Below are 18104 nucleotides of genomic sequence, written 5' to 3' on the forward strand. Positions count from 1 at the left end.
TAACCCCGCAGTCAATTGGTTAGAGGTTGAGTTTCGTAGCGAAAACGATGAACCGATAAATGACTTAAAGGTGACCATTACTAACCCCAGCACGCTAGAAACGCATCAACAGACCAGTCGCCAAGGGAACTGTAATTTTGCCAATCTGGCCGCAGGGGAGTGGGTGATCAGCGTCGAAACAGAAAACCTATTAGCCACGGTAGAACAGTATAAGAGTCGCAACGAACAGACCCCGTCGCCAGTTGAATCAAGAGCAGAGTCAGAGCTGGGGGCGGTTCATCAAAACCGTAAAAAATACGCCTTAGTGAGCGTGGGTGATTTGTGGTCAACCCCACCTCAAGATTCGTTCTTGACCGAGCACCATAGCGCACTCAAAGCCAATGCACGTAAAGATATTAAAGGGGTTCGTGCCTCACACAACACCACCCATGTGCTCGAGATAAAAGCCCTACGCAGCTATATGCCAATGATTGTTGATACCGATGGGTTCAACTTGGCGAATAGTTACACTTTTGCTTTGTTGTCGAAACTGGCGTATGCCAGTAAAGAAAAAAGTATTGATAAACGCTCAGTCACAGATAGCACGGGGAGTTTGTCTACTGTGATTGAAACACTGAAGCTGAAACAGCGCCCGTTGCAGTCAGGAGACTTAGCCGTTAATTGGCTACTGATTGAGATTCCTTACAGCCAAGCACTCAACTTTAATTATTACGCTGATAATGACATTGGTGCTCAAGGCTACATTATATACAACCACGATACTGCCATAATTGGTGTTCGCGGCTCTGAAGTAGCTTTGGGTTCACAAGGCAAAGAGGACGAGGCAGAAAATTCATTATTCATTTTTAAAGCAAAAAATGGGATAAATGCCGTATTTAACGCCCCTGTGGTGCAGGATTTTGTCAGAACAAATTTCGATGCGGCACAAATTGATCCTCCTGAGTTTGGGGGAACTTATATGCATCGCGGATTTTATCAATATGCGATGGCTTTTTTAGATAAAATTGAGAGGAGCCTTAAAAAACATAAAGGCAAAAGCATTTACGTGTGTGGACATAGCTTAGGTGGCGCAGCAGCACTGATCCTGAGCGCATTAATACAAGATACCTATTCGCCATCAACATTGCGTTTGTACACTTACGGAATGCCGCGCACAGGAACGCGAAGTTTTGTCGAGCGTTATCGCGATATTGTCCATTATCGGCATGTTAATAATCACGATCTCGTTCCCCAAGTCCCGATGACATGGGCTAATACCGACCCAACCGAAGGTCTCGAACTGTCTGACATTTTCAATAGCAGTGTGAATTTAGTCAAAAAAATGATCATGGATAACGATGATGATAACTATCTTCATCATGGTTCCCTATCTCAATTGATCACGTATGATGAGCCCAAGCAGGTACTGTTATCTCCGAGACAAACTCAAATTACTATGCTTGATATTGCAAAGATGGCCGAAAATGATTCCTATGCATTAGTGGACGGTTTGACCGATGCTTCAATCGCTGAACACGGTATGGAGGTTTATATCCCTAACCTATTCGCTCAACTGCAAGCACTCAGTAAAGAAAGTTTGTATGACAATTATCAAGGCACGATCAATCACCTCTCAAATACCATCGACGATTTACAGCAACGCTCCTTGAAGGCTAAGTATGAGTTAGCCGAAACGTTAGGCAAACCCTACTCGCTCACTAATCAAGCTTATCTTGCCCGCTTAAAACAAGAGATATCGATCAGCGAACAATTAGTGCACAATCATCATCAGGTCAGGCACGAATTAACCGCGACTCTAAACAACCCTGAGCGGTATCCGCTCAGTTTACTGCTGATGTCAAATCAATCCTTACCTGAAGAAGTTAAGAAGCAGATATTATGAAAAAAAACACAAAGCGTTCGATTGTCTTGGTTTGTTTAACGGTGGTTGGCTATTGGTACTATTATGACTCCCAACCCAACATTTGGGGAGATGAGGCTGATGAGCCATATATCACTATTTCAGGTATCAAGCCGCCAGATGCCACCATTGATGCTTGGGCAATATGGGGGGCAAGTGGCCCACAATGTGGGGCAAAAACATGGAGTGCCGACTCCGGCTGGTCAAGTGGTGCAGATGTAAAATGGCATGTGACTTATAACTTCTCCAACGACCCAAGCAGGTATGAATTGCGCATTCCTTTCCAGCAATATCAAGACTCGTTTGATTGTGAAGTAACCTTGGGGGATATAACAGTTCAAGCCTATAACGCATTTGATACAGTAGGTTTTGCCCAACTACGCATTTACCAATCAGGAACAAAATATTACAACAAACCGATAGGCTTAGATTCAAAAATTGAAGCTAAAGATTGCAACAGTGAAGTATATAAGAGCTTAAGAAAAGTCTGGGCTGGAGCAATCGGATGTGACTTTTACTTCAATCAAAAAAGGATATCAAAAGAATCAGAGTTTAACGCAGAAAGTGTCTACTTTGATTTCTCTCAGTTCAATAGCGATACGGTGATTCACTACGATATTTTAGCTGGTGAAGAATATCGTAGTACCCCGTTAGATCCGCAAACAGGTAATTAACTGGGTATGAGTAACAAACAGCGAATATTATCGATTGTGCTTATCATCATTACAGTAATTCTATTTGTGTATTATTTGGGGCCATCGGAGCGAATATGGGGCGCGGGCGAAGAGCCGTATATGGTGATAGCCGGGAAAAAGCCAGCAGATGCCAATATCAGTGTTCGCGTAAACCACTTTGGCCGTGGGGAAAGCTGCTCCGGATGGTCATGGAATGCAGGCAGTGGAAAAGTAAATACAGGAATTTACAACGAGAGTTTTAAGTTTGAACACAACTTCTCAGCAGATGAAAATTATTATGAACTAAGGATCCCTTACCAACCAAGACAACCAGAGAGAGGCTGCATAACTTACCTATCTAATATGGAAGTGAAGTTAATTAATGCCTTCGATACAGTAGGGTTTGCGAACCTACGCATCTATCGAGCCGGTACTGATTATGATAATAAACCGAGAGATTTAGCTTCCAAAATAGAATCGAGAAATTGTAATTCTTATATATTTAAGGGTTTAGGGAAAGTTTGGTCTGGCTCGCTTGGCTGCTATTTGTTTGTAGATGACGAAAAAATATCTCAAAAACCAAATTACAATGCAGAAAGTGTCTACTTTGATTTTTCTCAGTTTAATAGCGACACCGTGATTCACTACGATATTTTAGCTGGTGAAGAGTATCGTAGTACCCCGTTAGACCCTCAAACAGGTAAGTAACTCCGTCTAGCCACCGACCAAGAAAGTGGCTACTTTGTTGCTAACTTTTTGTTTTCAGAACAGCACCAACAAGAAAATCAGCAGTGGATCACCAATATGCCAGTGGAAACATTGGCTAAGTTATTGGCGAAATGGATGTCTACTTCGAGCATTGGGAAGGTGAGGGCAATGCGAGAGCAAGTGAAGCGTTACCTTCTGCCAGAACGAAAAAAACGGCCCAAATCAAGGACCGTTCGTATGAGTAAAACTCGCTACCCTGTTCGTTCCAAACACGTTAAGTGATAGGAGTTACCCCAGATTAGGCGCTTTTTCGCAGTCAATAGAGGTTAAACCGTTTGCTTAGCCAGCTGCTCTGGTTGTTGAGCCTCTGAAGCCAATTCAGCGTCTTCAATTGGTTCGCATTTATCAACAAACCAACCCATATATGACGTAATGATGGTGACGAGGATACAAACAAAGCTTAACCACATGAACGGCGCATAAGAAAGTGTTGCGACACCAAGGATGCTCGCCATGTAGATACCGTTATCACTCCAAGGCACCATGCCCGAAGTCAAGGTACCGCCAAACTCTGCGTTACGAGAAAGATTTTTACGCTTGTAACCTAGACGGTCATAGTTCTTAGCACAGATCTTAGGGGTTAGGATCAGTGACACATACATCGCTGAACCGAATACGTTACCCATAAAGGCGGTAGCAATCGTGCTTGTGGCAAGTGAACCTGCGCTCTGTACTCGACGTTCAAATAGTTTTGCGATGGTCTCTAGCACACCCACTTTATCGAGCAAGCCACCAAATCCTAGACCAAACACAATGACTGCAACTGAACCTAGCATTGATGACATGCCACCACGGTTTAGGATTGAGTCAATGAACGTTACGCCAGATGAGATTTCAAAAGGTGCCCACGCAGTGTTGAATGCTTGAAGGAAGTTAACATCTTGAATCATCACCGCCCAGATAATCCCGAGAAGTGAGCCGAAGCTGATCACAGGGAATGAAGGCATACGCATTGCTAACAGACCAAGTACGATAACGACTGGAACAAATGAGTAAGGGGTGATGTAGAATTGCTGTTCCATTGCTTGAATCACAGACTGTACCTGTGACATATCAACGTTACCAGCGTAGTGGAAACCGAAAGCAGTGAACATGATACCAGTGATGATGTAGCTGATTAAAGCCACTGGCAGCATCCCTTTGATATGTTCTACGACTTCTACGTTGGACATCGAAGAAGCTAGGATCACGGAATCAGACAGTGGTGACATCTTATCGCCGAAGTAACAACCAGAAAGTACCGCACCAGCGGTAATCGGTGCTGGAACGCCAAGTCCCTGACCAATCCCCATCATGGCAATACCAGCCGTACCTGCAGCACCCCATGAGGTTCCCGTTGCAAGTGCCGTCAGTGAACAGATGATCATCGTTGCAAGAAGGAAAATTGAAGGGTGAATTGCTTTCAGACCATAGTAAATGATGGTAGGAACGATGCCGCCTGAAATCCAAGTGCCAACAAGCGCGCCGACTGCCAGAAGAATGAGTACCGCTCCCAAGCCGTTGGATATGCCGTCCAATGCTGCTTTCTCAAGATCCTTGTACTGGTGTCCTAAACGTATGCCGAGCACCATGATAATGAACCAGCCAATGTATAGGGCAAGCTGGATAGGAAGATCCAACTGGGCAGTGAACGAAAATGCCATCAATAGGAACAATCCAAGGGAGACGATAACCTGGATCAAGCTGGGTAGACGTGGGGTAAGTTGCGTCATACAGAGCCTCTTATAAATGTTGTGAGCAAGAGCAAATAGAAGCCACTGCACTATCTGCTTTACGAGTGTTAACTCCTTTTGGGTACGAGTGGCACTTTACCGTAGTTAGAATAATATTTCGACAAAATGTCCATTCAATGTGATTTGAGTCTGTAATGGTGATTTTATGTGGTTAAATATATGGTTAGTCGTTAATTTTAATGAGTTGAAATGTTTTGAAATGTAATCAAGGTGTGGCACGTATTTTTCACTTATGTTTTAAGAAGCATTTGTTTTGTTTGTGAAAATAACAATCGAATAAAAAGGGAGCAAAATGTAGGTTTTGCACTTATTTGGAGTGGGAGTAGATAAAAGTTACAGATTTGATGCAATTTTTCCTTGAGATTTTGCTTCGAAAATTGAATATTGGGGTATCCCATTATTTAAGTTGATTACACGGAGAGTTGAGAATGAGAGTAGGTTTAGTTGGTTGGCGCGGCATGGTCGGTTCTGTACTTATGCAACGTATGGTTGAAGAGAAAGATTTTGACCTTATTGAACCAGTTTTTTACAGCACATCTCAAATTGGCATCCCAGCTCCCTTATTTGGAAATAGTAAGGTAGGCAAAGATGCTGGAATGCTACAAGACGCATTTGATATTGAAAGCTTAAAGCAGCTTGATGCCGTCATTACCTGTCAGGGTGGTAGCTACACGGAGCAAGTATATCCAGCACTTCGCCAAGCTGGTTGGAAGGGCTACTGGATTGACGCAGCGTCAACCTTACGTATGGCGCAAGATTCTATCATCACACTCGATCCAGTAAACTTGGCGCAAATCCAGCGAGGTATTCACGCTGGTACTAACACCTTTGTTGGTGGTAACTGTACAGTTAGCTTGATGCTAATGGGTCTTGGTGGTCTGTTCGAAAAAGGCTTGGTTGAATGGACGAGTGCCATGACTTATCAAGCGGCTTCGGGTGCTGGTGCACAGAACATGCGTGAGCTTATTTCTCAAATGGGTGTAATCAATGACTCAGTTAGCAGTGAACTTGCTAACCCATCGAGCTCTATCCTTGATATCGACAAGAAAGTTGCTGATACCATGCGCAGTGGTTCGTTCCCAACAGACAAGTTTGGCGTTCCTCTAGCAGGCTCATTGATCCCATGGATTGATGTGAAGCGCGACAATGGTCAAAGCAAAGAAGAGTGGAAAGCGGGTGTTGAAGCGAACAAGATTCTTGGTTTCCAAGATTCACCGGTTCCTATCGATGGTACCTGTGTACGTATCGGTGCGATGCGTTGCCACTCTCAAGCGCTTACTATCAAGCTAAAGCAGAATGTACCTATGGATGAGATTGAAGAGATGATCGCAACTCATAATGATTGGGTTAAAGTGATTCCAAACGATCGTGACATCACCGCGCAAGAACTGACTCCAGCGAAAGTGACTGGCACACTGTCTATCCCTGTTGGTCGTCTCCGTAAGATGGCAATGGGCGATGATTTCCTAAACGCGTTCACTGTCGGTGACCAGCTACTTTGGGGTGCAGCAGAGCCGCTACGCCGCACATTGCGAATCATCTTGGCTGAGAAAGCTTAAGAGAGGCGAGAGTTTAGAACGCTGCGCTTCGAGATATGAGAACGCTTCGCTCCGAGACCGGACTTCGTCCTGCGAGAATTTAGACCGGGCTGCGTCCTTTGAGAGGTGCGCGCTTGGGCTGCTGAGTAACTCTATAAGACTGAGGTTTTTGCTAGGGACTTATATCTCAAATGCAGAAAAAAGGTTGACGTCTTCACGTCAACCTTCCAAGCTTTTCTCGCTTCTATTCTTCCCCAACCACCACTCTATTATCCGGGTCCGCCAGCTCACTACCACAATGTTTACAGTGAAGGGCATCTGAATCATGACCCGCTCGGTTACAGTTTGGGCACTTTACCAGTTGTTTGTGGGCACTCATCTCATTGCTTAGTTCGGCGGTAATAATCCCGGTCGGAACCGCAAGAATCGAGTAGCCGAGCAACATTGTTAGCGACGCAATCGCCTTACCTAAATCTGTCTGTGGCACCATATCTCCGTAGCCAACGGTTGTGATCGTCACGATTGCCCAGTAAATGCTTTTAGGAATGCTGGTAAATCCATTCTCAGGACCTTCAATAACAAATATCAGCGCACCAAAGATGGTGACTAAAATCCCCACAGCACTAAAGAAAATGAAAATTTTACGTCGAGCCATCAATAGCGAACGCATCAGAATGTTTGAATCTTGAAGGTAACGCACCAGTTTTAGGATACGGAAGATACGCATCACACGTAACAGACGTACCACGCCCATAAAGCTCGCCCCAGGGAAGAAGATAGCCAAATAGGTGGGAAGAATTGCGAGTAGGTCGACCACCCCATAAAAGCTCATCGCATAGGAACTGGGTTTAGGTGAGCAATAGAGTCGAAGTAGATACTCAATTGTGAAGAGTGCGGTAAAGGTATATTCGATGTATCGAAGTTGTTGTGACCAATCGTCTAATACATTAGGTAGGGACTCAATGATCAACACTGCCAAAGAGGCGATGATGGCAATAATCAGCGCGATATCAAAGGCGCGACCGGCCGGGGTATGGGTGCCGAAAATGATCACATACAAATGATGTTTAAAAGGCTTGCGAGGCATGATGTTGCACTGTCATTGTTAAACACGAAATGAATGGCAACATCATACCAGAAGATAGCGAGATTAGGCTAAACCCGGGAACAGGTTACGCAGACCGTTAGCGATAAACTCTATACCCAGTGCACCGAGGATCAGACCCATGATACGAGTGATGACGTTGATTCCGGTTTGGCCAAGAAAGCGAACAATTAAAGGCGCTGAGCGGAACAACAGCCAAGTACAAAGACTGAATAGCAGGATAGTGACGATGATCCCCATAGTGTCGAACATCGCAGGGTAGCGAGAACCGTAGACGATGGTTGAGCTGATCGCACCCGGACCGGCCATCAAAGGCATAGCCAGTGGAACCACACCAATCTGTTCGCGGCTGACGTATTCGGTTTTCTCCTGCTTGTTCTGTTTATCTTCGCCCAATTTACCGCTCATCATCGAGAAGGCGATACTTAGCAGCAGTAGGCCACCAGCAACACGAAACGAATCGAGAGAGATGCTAAACATATCCAATAGCATTTGTCCGGCGAGTAGCGAGACAACCAAAATAATTGCGACGGCAATGTTAGCGGTAACGGCAGTCTTGTGCTTCTCTTCCTGAGTCATATGCCCAGTCAATGAAACAAATACCGGCATGATCCCAACGGGGTTAACCGCCGCCACCAAGCCAAGAAAGAACTGCAAAAATATAGCGATTTCGAACGTTTGCATTCGTGATCCTAAAAGTAATCAACAGAGGGAACAGGTCATTTGCGGAATATAGTCGAAAATATATTCATCGACGAATGAAAAAAACTAAAGCAGAACCTCTTTCATTACTGAGAAAATCTAATTATTGAAAGAATAGTAAACACAAATGACACACTTTGTTACGTAGAATGAACAAGCTTGCGGGCTGATGTTTACACAAACGTTAACAATTGCACATTTTCAATAAAAAATAAGTCCAATTGTAGAGAGAAATGGTCCATTGGATATACTCTCAGTAGCACAAAGTTTGTGGACTACATGTAAGTTTGTGGCCAAAAAATGAAACTTTTTTACAAGATGTTGAGATTTTTCGTGGTTGTCTGACTGTTTGCTTTATTTTTGTTCAACAATAAAATGTGATCTAAATTGTTATTTATCATTAGGTTGCGATTGTTTTTGGGATTGGCGTACCACTTATTAGGTAAATAGTTTTTCAGAACTGATCTGGGTCAATTTTTTTCACAACCTGAAATAATATACTCAGCCTTGAAAGCAATTTACTAAGAAGCCTGTTCTGATTGCTGACAAAGAAGACTTCCGAACAGCACTCTTAATAAAAAGTTTTTAATATTTGCTAATTTTAGGAGAATCCCTATGCCTGTAACTAATATGGCTGAACTAGATGCAATGATTGCTCGCGTTAAGAAAGCGCAAGAAGAGTTCGCTACTTACTCTCAAGAGCAGGTAGACAAAATCTTCCGCGCTGCGTCTCTTGCAGCTAACCAAGCTCGTATCCCGCTAGCTCAACAAGCGGTTGAAGAATCTGGTATGGGTATTGTTGAAGATAAAGTAATCAAGAACCACTTCGCTTCTGAGTTTATCTACAACAAATACAAAGACGAAAAAACGTGTGGCATCCTTGAAGAGGATGACAACCTAGGTACTATGACTATCGCTGAGCCAGTAGGCATTATCTGCGGTATCGTACCAACGACTAACCCTACTTCTACTGCAATCTTCAAATCTCTAATCTCTCTGAAGACTCGTAACGGTATCATCTTCTCACCACACCCACGTGCTAAGAACTCTACTAACGACGCAGCGAAACTTGTTCTAGAAGCAGCAGTAGCAGCAGGTGCTCCAAAAGACATCATCGGTTGGATCGACCAGCCATCTGTAGAGCTTTCTAACGCTCTAATGAAGCACGATGACATCGCTCTTATCCTTGCAACTGGTGGTCCAGGCATGGTTAAAGCCGCTTACTCTTCTGGTAAGCCAGCAATCGGTGTAGGTGCAGGTAACGTTCCTGTCGTTATCGACGAAACAGCTGATATCAAACGTGCAGTAGCTTCTATCCTAATGTCTAAGACTTTCGATAACGGCGTAGTATGTGCTTCTGAGCAGGCTGCAATCGTAGTTGACGAAGTATACGACGAAGTTAAAGAGCGTTTCGCTTCTCACAAAGCTTACGTACTAAGCAAAGCTGAAGCAGAGAAGGTTCGTAAAGTTCTTCTTATCGACGGCGCGCTAAACGCGAAAATCGTTGGTCAACCAGCTCCAGCAATCGCTGAAATGGCAGGCGTATCAGTACCAGCTGACACTAAAGTTCTAGTTGGTGAAGGTCTAGGCAAAGTCTCTTACGACGACGCATTTGCTCACGAGAAGCTATCTCCAACTCTAGGTCTGTTCCGTGCTGACAACTTCGAAGACGCAGTTGCTCAAGCGGTAACTATGGTTGAGATCGGTGGTATCGGTCACACGTCTGGTCTATACACTAACCAAGACGTTAACGCAGACCGCATCCGTTACTTCGGTGACAAGATGAAGACTGCTCGTATCCTAATCAACATCCCTACTACTCACGGTGGTATCGGTGACCTGTACAACTTCAACGTTGCACCTTCTCTAACTCTAGGTTGTGGTTCATGGGGTGGTAACTCTATCTCTGAGAACGTAGGTCCTAAGCACCTAATCAACAAGAAAACTGTAGCGAAGCGAGCTGAAAACATGTTGTGGCACAAACTACCTAAGTCTATCTACTTCCGTCGTGGTAGCCTTCCAATCGCACTTAGCGACCTAGAAGGTAAGAAACGCGCATTCCTAGTAACTGACCGTTTCCTATTCAACAACGGTTATGCAGATGACGTAGTTAGCCTGCTTAAAGCTCAAGGCATGGAAGTTCAAACGTTCTTCGACGTAGAAGCAGATCCAACTCTATCTGTAGTAGAGAAAGGTGCTGAAGCAATGAAGAGCTTCCAACCAGACACAATCATCGCTCTAGGTGGTGGTTCTCCGATGGATGCTGCGAAAATCATGTGGGTAATGTACGAGCACCCAGAAACTCACTTCGAAGAACTGGCAATGCGCTTTATGGACATCCGTAAACGTATCTACAAGTTCCCTAAAATGGGTAAGAAAGCTGAGCTTGTATGTATCACTACAACTTCAGGTACGGGTTCAGAAGTTACTCCATTCGCGGTTGTTACTGATGACAAGACTGGTGCTAAGTACCCACTAGCTGACTACGAAATCACGCCAAACATGGCTATCGTTGATGCTAACCTTGTTATGAACATGCCTAAGTCGCTAACAGCATTCGGTGGTTACGATGCAGTAACTCACGCTCTAGAAGCTTACGTATCAGTTCTAGCGAACGAATACTCTGACGGTCAGGCTCTACAAGCACTTAAGATGCTAAAAGAGTACCTACCATCAAGCTACGCGAACGGTGCAGGCGACCCAATCGCTCGTGAAAAAGTACACAACGCAGCAACTATCGCTGGTGTAGCATTTGCGAACGCATTCCTAGGTGTTTGTCACTCTATGGCGCACAAGATTGGTGCTGAGTTCCACCTACCACACGGTCTGGCGAACGCACTACTAATCTCTAACGTTGTACGTTACAACGCGAACGACAACCCAACTAAACAGACTGCATTCTCTCAATACGACCGTCCACAAGCACGTCGTCGTTACGCTGAGGTTGCTGACCACCTAGGCCTAAGCCAAGAAGGTGACCGTACTGCTCAGAAGATTGAACGTCTACTAGCATGGTTGGATGAACTAAAAGCTAACCTAGATATCCCAATGTCTATCCAAGCGGCTGGTGTATCTGAAGCTGATTTCGTTGCTAAACTAGATGAACTAGCAGTTGAAGCGTTCGATGACCAATGTACAGGTGCGAACCCACGTTACCCACTAATCGCTGAGCTTAAAGAAGTTCTACTTGCTTCTTACTACGGTAAAGCGTTCGTAGAAGGTGAAACTTTCGAAGGTACTACAGTTATCAAAAAGAAAGCTGACCAAGTAGCGAAAGACGCGCCTAAAGCGAAAAAAGCAAAAGCTGAAGCGTAATAAGTAAGATTCAGTTTGAGATAGGTTTTCGCTAGCACGAAACCTACTTATCGGGAAAAGACCAAGCCCCAGTCGAAAGACTGGGGCTTTTTTTGAGATGCGAGAGGTTAGAACGCTACGCTCCGAGAACGGGCTGCGCCCTACGAGATTATAGACCGGACTTCGTCCTTCGAGAGGAGCTTGTGATGAGTGAATCGAAAGTTGCAGGCAGCGCTTGCTGATATTTAAGCTTAATTACCTGAATTTAAAAGAAAAGGGTTGACACTGTGTGTCAACCCTTCCAAGATTTTCTAGCTTCTATTTTTCGTCATCTGGAAGCTTAATATTGAGCTCAAGAACGGAAATATCATCATCTTTGTGCTCAAAAGATAGGTCGACCATTGATGGATCAACCGCGACGTATTTGCCGATGACTTTAAGGATATCTTCCTTTAGCTGAGGCAGATAAGACGGTGCAGGGTCGCTTTGACTGCGACGCTCTGCAACGATGATTTGTAAACGCTCTTTGGCTAAGTTGGCCGAGCTTTTTTTCTGCGGACGGAAAAACTCTAGTAATGACATTTAGCCTCCGAAAAGTCGTTTGAAAATCCCTTTCTTCTGTTCGGTCAGGAAGCGGAAATCCACTTGCTGGCCAAGCAGACGCTCTACCGTATCATCATAGGCCATACCTGCATCTGACTGATCATCAAAAATGACTGGTACGCCTTTGTTTGATGCGTTCAGCACAGCCTGACTTTCTGGAATAACCCCAAGAAGCGAAATATGCAGAATTTCTTCTACGTCTTCAACGCTAAGCATTTCACCCTGATTAACACGAGCAGGGTTGTAACGTGTAAGCAGCAGATGCTGTTTTACAGGCTCAAGCCCCTCTTCGGCACGAAGTGACTTAGAGTCGAGAATACCTAAAATACGGTCTGAATCGCGTACTGAAGAGACTTCTGGGTTGGTGGTCACAATGGCTTCATCTGCAAAGTATAGCGCCATCAGAGCGCCTTGCTCGATACCAGCAGGTGAATCACAGATAACGAAATCAAAGCCCATCTCATCCAGCTCATCAAGAACGCGGCGCACGCCTTCTTTGGTCAGTGCGTCTTTATCACGTGTTTGTGAAGCAGGCAGAATGAATAGATTGTCGGTACGTTTGTCCTTAATCAAAGCTTGGTTTAATGTTGCTTCACCATTGATGACATTAACGAAATCGTACACAACGCGACGCTCACAACCCATGATTAAATCAAGGTTACGTAGGCCGATATCAAAATCGATAACCGCGGTTTTCTTTCCTTTTACAGCCAGGCCTGATGCGATAGCGGCGCTGGAGGTTGTTTTACCCACCCCGCCTTTACCTGATGTGACAACAATAATGCGTGCCATTATGTGTTCCTTATAATATTAAATCGTTAACAACTCGAACTTGAGCGAGTCGTCGTTCAAACTGAACATAACTTTTTGTTGCCAGAACTCTTCGGAGAATTGCTCCGTAAGCCAGTAGTGTCCGGCAATCGACATTAATTCGGCATTAAGTTTATTGCAGATGATGACTGCACCAGTGTTCCCACTTGCGCCGGCAATCGCTCGGCCACGAAGTGTTCCGAGGATATGAATAGAACCATCTGCGATAACCTCAGCTCCTTCACTGACATGATTCAGTACGATAAGATCGCTGTCTTTGGCATAGATCTGTTGCCCTGAGCGAACTGGAGTACGAACAATTTTTGTCGCGCTCATTTTTGCAGGTGCTTGAGCTGGCGACTTACTGGCAGACATCACGGCAAAGTTGGCCTCAGAAGCCAGGTTTTGCGTGCGCTTGTCTTTACAGCCAGTAACGCCGACAGGAATCATCCCAGCTTGAGATATGCCTTGTTTTAGCCTCGAAAAATCAATATCGCTTTCTACTTTCGCGATATTGATTACCACGGGCGCGTGAGCGAAGAAAGCAGGGGCTTGCTCGACTTTTTCTTGTAAGAAATGAATAGTTTTGTCCACATCGTTGTCAGAAAGGTGTAAAACTGACAAAGTGAAGCTACTGCCTTTTAGGTCTGGAGTATTTGACATCTTTTACGTACAACCTCTTAAGGGCGTTGCCTGAGACTAGGGTTGTCATGTTATATTCCTAGAATAAGCTCAGCAAGTTATCTTGTGCCCAATTGACCGTTTTGTTTAAAAAAATAGCGAAACATTGACGTTCCATGAATTAAAACGATAAAAGGCTTCCAATGCTTTGTGCAATATACAAAAGTTCTAAAAAAGAAGGCGCTTACTTATATATCCCTAAAAAGGATGATTTCTCACAAGTTCCTGACACATTAATGCAGATGTTTGGCAAACCTATTATGGCTATGGTGGTGAAGTTAGAGGGGCGTACACTGGCTCAAGTAGACGTAGAGAAAGTGAAGCAGTCACTGAAAGATGACGGCTTTTTCCTTCAACTACCGCCACCACCGAAAAATTTACTTGATGAATACAAAGAGCAAAAACAAGCTCGTCAGCAGTCTGAAGAAGAATAAATTTATATTCGGACTGTTAGATTCTGTTGCTCAAGGAGGGCAATGTGAAAAAACTAATGTCAGTCGCTCTAGGGGTCACGCTCGCCTCATCGGTTTTCGCTAATGAAGTGAGCTTTGAGGAATACGTTGAAGGTTTAAAAGTTGAGGCTCGCCAAAACGGTATTTCTGAGGCGGTTATTGAGCAAGCGTTCGATAATGTCACCCACAAACCGCGTGCGGTGAAAGCCGATAAGAATCAGCCTGAGAAAAAACTCACCCTAGATGAGTATATTCCACGCGCAGTGCCCGATTGGAAAGTAAAACAAGCTAGAGAGCTCTACAAAGAGCACTATGCTGAGCTGAGTCGCATTGGTGAAGAGTACGGCGTTCAGCCACGGTTTATCGTTGCACTATGGGGCGTAGAAAGTAACTTTGGTCGTTTTACGGGTAATTACCCTGTGATTGATGCGCTGTCGACGATGGCTTATGACGGTCGTCGTGAAGACTTTTTCCGTAAAGAGACCATGGCGGCGCTGCAGATTCTTGAACAGGGTCATATTGCCGTTGAGGACTTTAAAGGTTCTTGGGCTGGCGCGATGGGGCAATGTCAGTTCATGCCAAGTTCGTTCCTATCTTTTGCCGCTGACGGTAATGGGGATGGCAAGAAGGACATTTGGAACACCGAAGCGGATGTGTTCGCTTCCGCCGCTAACTATTTAAGTCAGTCAGGTTGGAACGATACTTACACTTGGGGGCGTCAGGTAAAACTGCCAAAGGGTTTCGACATGAACCTAGAGGGACGTGTCGAGGGTAAAGAGAAAACCTTAGCGCAGTGGAATCAACTTGGTATCACACGTTACGATGGAAGCGCATTGCCACAAGTGAATGTCAATGCGTGGCTGACGGCGCCAGACAATGCCAACGGCCGAGTCTATCTGGTTTACAACAACTACAATGTATTGATGAAGTGGAATCGCTCTTATTACTTTGCACTTGCTGTTAGTCATTTAGCGGACAGAATTACACTGTAGAGAATCAATTTGTTAGCAAAGGAGCTCATAGAGCTCCTTTTTCTTTTCTAACCTTAAACCACTTTCTTTAGAAGGTGGTGATCGTTCCTTTGGGCTATGCCCGAAGAACGCTCATGTTCAAGATGTCCTCGTTTGTAACCAGCAAATGAAGGAAATAAAGAACATGAGCAGATATGAATCCGCCTCACACGTATATTACAGGTGTCAGTACCACATAGTCTGGACGCCAAGCGCCAACCCTTCAAACTTTCTCCAGTTCTACGCTATTTCTTCTTGGTATGGAACTGCTCACACGCCAGCATGGTGTTTTCGATTAAGCTTGCCACTGTCATTGGTCCCACACCGCCAGGTACAGGTGTAATGAAGCTCGCTTTTTCTCTTGCTTTATCGTACTCGACGTCACCGACCAGCTTTCCTGATTCAAGACGGTTAATACCCACATCGACCACGATAGCACCCCCTTTGATCCAGTTACCTGGGATAAAGTTAGGTTTACCTACTGCGACTACAACCACATCAGCCTGGCGAACGTGACTCTCAAGATCCTTAGTAAAGCGATGACACGTTGTTGTTGTACAACCTGCTAGCAACAACTCAAGAGTCATTGGACGGCCAACAATATTTGATGCACCTACGATAACGGCATGCTTACCACGTAGTTCGACATTGTAGCGGTCTAGTAGAGTAATGATCCCTTTTGGCGTACAAGAGCGAAGCTTAGGGATGCGTTGAGCTAGGCGTCCAACGTTGTAAGGGTGGAAACCATCAACGTCTTTTTCTGGGTGGATGCGCTCTAGCACATGAGTGGCGTCGATACCCGCAGGAAGGGGTAATTGAACCAAAATACCATCTATCTGAGCATCTTCGTTAAGCTCATCAATCAACGCAAGCAGTTCCTGCTCGGTTGTGGTCGCTGGAAGGTCAAATGATTTGGAAACAAAACCGACTTCTTCACAAGCACGGCGTTTACTTCCGACATAAACCTGTGACGCAGGATCTTCACCAACGAGCACAACAGCAAGGCCTGGTGCACGAAGACCCGCCTCTTTACGAGCTTTAACACGTGCTGCAACTTCTGAACGAACAGTTTGTGAAATAAGAGTTCCATCGATATTTTGAGCTGTCATGACTTTCCTTAAGAAATGAATGGCGACGTATTTGCAGCGCATTGTCGCAAATTATTTGACGAACATCTATAAGCAAACGTTTGCTTTGTGGTGGTTTTAATCAAATAAGAGTTCAGTGGCTTTTTTTTAGTCATTCAGATCAGAATGTTAAGAAAAGCTCTTGTTTTAACGCCTCGAACTCGTATAATCCTGTCCCTGTAGCGCGCCCTTAGCTCAGCTGGATAGAGCACGTCCCTTCTAAGGATGTGGTCGTAGGTTCGAATCCTACAGGGCGTGCCATTTATTCAGAAGCCCCGATAACTCGATGAGTTATCGGGGCTTTGTCGTTTCTGTGGTGCTGGTGGATCGTTACATACGCAACCTATATTCTGCGCTATTTCAACCGATTTAATATGCTCTCTGTACATAAGCTGTGCTTTTCGGTAGCATGTCGCTCCTCTGACGTTTCCGTCTTGGCCAAGTTCGAACCGAGTACCTACCTTTAGTGAACCATGCGCAGTATCCATACTAAAATTAAACCTGAATTTGAGCCGCTATTAGCAGAACTTGCTCTTCACGCTTTACTTCATTTGCGCACTAATCATACCGCAGTGTCTTTGGCGAGAAAGCCACGTTCCGATGTGAACGATATTCTTTCTGCTTGGCTTAACAAAGCTGCAAATAGCAAGAAATACAAACCCTTCAAGAAGAAAGTACGCTCGTTAGTCAGCCATGCTCGCTCACAGCGCTTAGATATGGAAGGGATGCTTGGGAATTTACTCCCGCCGGTAGAAGGGGACGAGTTACCTCATCTCGACAGTTTTTTGCTGTTGGTTAACACCTTAGAGAGGGAGTTAAACACCACAGTGTTGGTTTCAAGTCCTCAAGAGGTGGATCTAAAACATAACCCGAAAGGCTGTTTGCTGTGTGTGCTTTCTACGGATCTCAACGCTCATTTCAACAATCGTAATCGCTTGGTTGCGGATATTTCTATGTTGTTTCGTGGGACTCACGGCGAAAAGCATACCTTGATGCGTACTATTTATTCGTCGTCCTTATTTGAGCATAAAGTCGAATTTGAAGATGGCGACTTTGTACGTATCTCTTTGAGCTTACAAAAATAAAAAAAGTGGCACATGGCCTCCTGACTAAATACGTTATAATAATGTTCTACTTATTGCATTTGAACATAGTTAACTTTTCAGTGATTTCCCCCCTATTGTTCTAATTATCCGTAGTTAGAACAGGGTGAATAAAAAGTGTAGACGCTTGTCATAAAAATTTAATCTTAGTGTGCATTGTGAAAATATTGAAAATTCATCATATTGTAATGACTATGTAACAAAAAAGAGAGAGTGGTTTATGCAGCATCAAGAAATGATCCAACCTTCCAATTTTGGCGTTATCAGCCGCACTTGTCTGTTTTCATTGTTCGGTATTGTATTGGTATTCAGTATTATTTAGTTTTCGAGCAAGCCTTGACGAGGAAGTAATTACTCACTTAAGTGTACGGAGACTCAAGGCGGCTCTGGATCTCACTCATTTGCTATGTTAGTTTCGCAGTGATTCATACTGTTAATGGTTTGTATATGTTTTCGCTGTCGTCACTTTCTCATCGTTTTGCCTCCTTGCCAGATGCTTTTTATACGCCTGTCGCACCGCAACCTCTTGATAATACGCGTTGGATTATTTGGAACGGACAGTTTGCTGAGCAATTTAATTTACCCCTACAGGCTCCTGACGGAG

15 protein-coding genes, 1 tRNA gene and 1 pseudogene are annotated in these 18104 nt (G+C 44.5%); 10 read left to right on the forward strand and 7 right to left on the reverse strand.

The annotated features are described in order from the left end of the window. The 3 genes from DA100_RS07170 to DA100_RS07180 all read left to right on the forward strand — a co-directional run. Positions 1 to 1882 (forward strand): lipase (locus tag DA100_RS07170; protein WP_240800888.1); only part of this gene is annotated, 1882 nt, incomplete at its 5' end. Next, on the forward strand, positions 1879 to 2574 hold the full coding sequence (locus DA100_RS07175; protein WP_138971555.1) for a hypothetical protein: 696 nt from the start codon (positions 1879 to 1881) through the stop codon (positions 2572 to 2574). The genes DA100_RS07170 and DA100_RS07175, both read left to right, overlap by 4 nt. Positions 2575 to 2580: 6 nt before the next feature. Then, on the forward strand, positions 2581 to 3282 hold the full coding sequence (locus DA100_RS07180; RefSeq protein WP_138971556.1) for a hypothetical protein: 702 nt from the start codon (positions 2581 to 2583) through the stop codon (positions 3280 to 3282). A 326-nt stretch (positions 3283 to 3608) separates the two neighbouring features. Here DA100_RS07180 and nhaC read toward each other — a convergent pair whose 3' ends face one another. Beyond that, a complete protein-coding gene (nhaC, locus tag DA100_RS07190) occupies positions 3609 to 5054 on the reverse strand; it encodes a Na+/H+ antiporter NhaC (RefSeq protein WP_138971558.1) in 1446 nt (481 codons plus the stop codon). Positions 5055 to 5503: 449 nt separating this feature from the next. On the opposite strand from nhaC, the gene asd reads away from it, so the two are divergent. Then, positions 5504 to 6634 (forward strand): aspartate-semialdehyde dehydrogenase, encoded by a 1131-nt coding sequence (asd, locus tag DA100_RS07195; RefSeq protein ID WP_138971559.1) that lies wholly within the window; start codon positions 5504 to 5506, stop codon positions 6632 to 6634. Positions 6635 to 6857: 223 nt separating this feature from the next. Here asd and DA100_RS07200 read toward each other — a convergent pair whose 3' ends face one another. Together DA100_RS07200 and DA100_RS07205 are read right to left on the reverse strand one after the other, a co-directional pair. Further along, a complete protein-coding gene (locus DA100_RS07200; RefSeq protein ID WP_138971560.1) occupies positions 6858 to 7700 on the reverse strand; it encodes an ion transporter in 843 nt (280 codons plus the stop codon). A 63-nt stretch (positions 7701 to 7763) separates the two neighbouring features. Then, entirely contained in the window at positions 7764 to 8402 is a 639-nt protein-coding gene (locus tag DA100_RS07205; protein ID WP_138971561.1) for a YchE family NAAT transporter, read from the reverse strand. A 633-nt stretch (positions 8403 to 9035) separates the two neighbouring features. On the opposite strand from DA100_RS07205, the gene adhE reads away from it, so the two are divergent. Further along, a complete protein-coding gene (adhE, locus tag DA100_RS07210) occupies positions 9036 to 11735 on the forward strand; it encodes a bifunctional acetaldehyde-CoA/alcohol dehydrogenase (RefSeq protein WP_138971562.1) in 2700 nt (899 codons plus the stop codon). Positions 11736 to 12032: 297 nt separating this feature from the next. Here the strand turns inward: adhE and minE are convergent, their stop codons facing one another. From minE to minC, 3 genes are read right to left on the reverse strand one after another with little or no spacing between them, the layout of a single operon-like run. Then, entirely contained in the window at positions 12033 to 12296 is a 264-nt protein-coding gene (minE, locus tag DA100_RS07215; RefSeq protein WP_138971563.1) for a cell division topological specificity factor MinE, read from the reverse strand. Continuing rightward, entirely contained in the window at positions 12297 to 13109 is an 813-nt protein-coding gene (gene minD, locus DA100_RS07220) for a septum site-determining protein MinD (protein WP_138971564.1), read from the reverse strand. It lies immediately after the preceding gene. An 18-nt stretch (positions 13110 to 13127) separates the two neighbouring features. Further along, a complete protein-coding gene (minC, locus tag DA100_RS07225; protein WP_138971565.1) occupies positions 13128 to 13790 on the reverse strand; it encodes a septum site-determining protein MinC in 663 nt (220 codons plus the stop codon). 161 nt (positions 13791 to 13951) lie between these two features. Between minC and DA100_RS07230 the strand changes: the two genes are divergently transcribed. The 3 genes and pseudogenes from DA100_RS07230 to DA100_RS07240 form a co-directional block, all read left to right on the forward strand. Beyond that, positions 13952 to 14242, forward strand: a complete 291-nt coding sequence (locus DA100_RS07230; RefSeq protein ID WP_138971566.1) for a YcgL domain-containing protein — start codon at positions 13952 to 13954, stop codon at positions 14240 to 14242. A gap of 44 nt (positions 14243 to 14286) precedes the next feature. After that, entirely contained in the window at positions 14287 to 15252 is a 966-nt protein-coding gene (locus DA100_RS07235) for a lytic murein transglycosylase (RefSeq protein WP_138971567.1), read from the forward strand. Positions 15253 to 15415: 163 nt separating this feature from the next. Then, positions 15416 to 15481: pseudogene (locus tag DA100_RS07240) on the forward strand (IS200/IS605 family transposase); the annotation flags it as partial. A 34-nt stretch (positions 15482 to 15515) separates the two neighbouring features. Here the strand turns inward: DA100_RS07240 and folD are convergent. After that, on the reverse strand, positions 15516 to 16379 hold the full coding sequence (gene folD / locus DA100_RS07245; RefSeq protein ID WP_138971568.1) for a bifunctional methylenetetrahydrofolate dehydrogenase/methenyltetrahydrofolate cyclohydrolase FolD: 864 nt from the start codon (positions 16377 to 16379) through the stop codon (positions 15516 to 15518). A gap of 202 nt (positions 16380 to 16581) precedes the next feature. On the opposite strand from folD, the gene DA100_RS07250 reads away from it, so the two are divergent. Then, positions 16582 to 16658 (forward strand) — tRNA-Arg (locus DA100_RS07250). Between the two features lie 212 nt (positions 16659 to 16870). Beyond that, positions 16871 to 17482 (forward strand): DUF2913 family protein, encoded by a 612-nt coding sequence (locus tag DA100_RS07255; RefSeq protein WP_138971569.1) that lies wholly within the window; start codon positions 16871 to 16873, stop codon positions 17480 to 17482. Positions 17483 to 18104 lie beyond the last annotated feature (622 nt).

The organism is Vibrio sp. Hep-1b-8 (assembly GCF_006124995.1).
GTDB lineage: Bacteria > Pseudomonadota > Gammaproteobacteria > Enterobacterales > Vibrionaceae > Vibrio.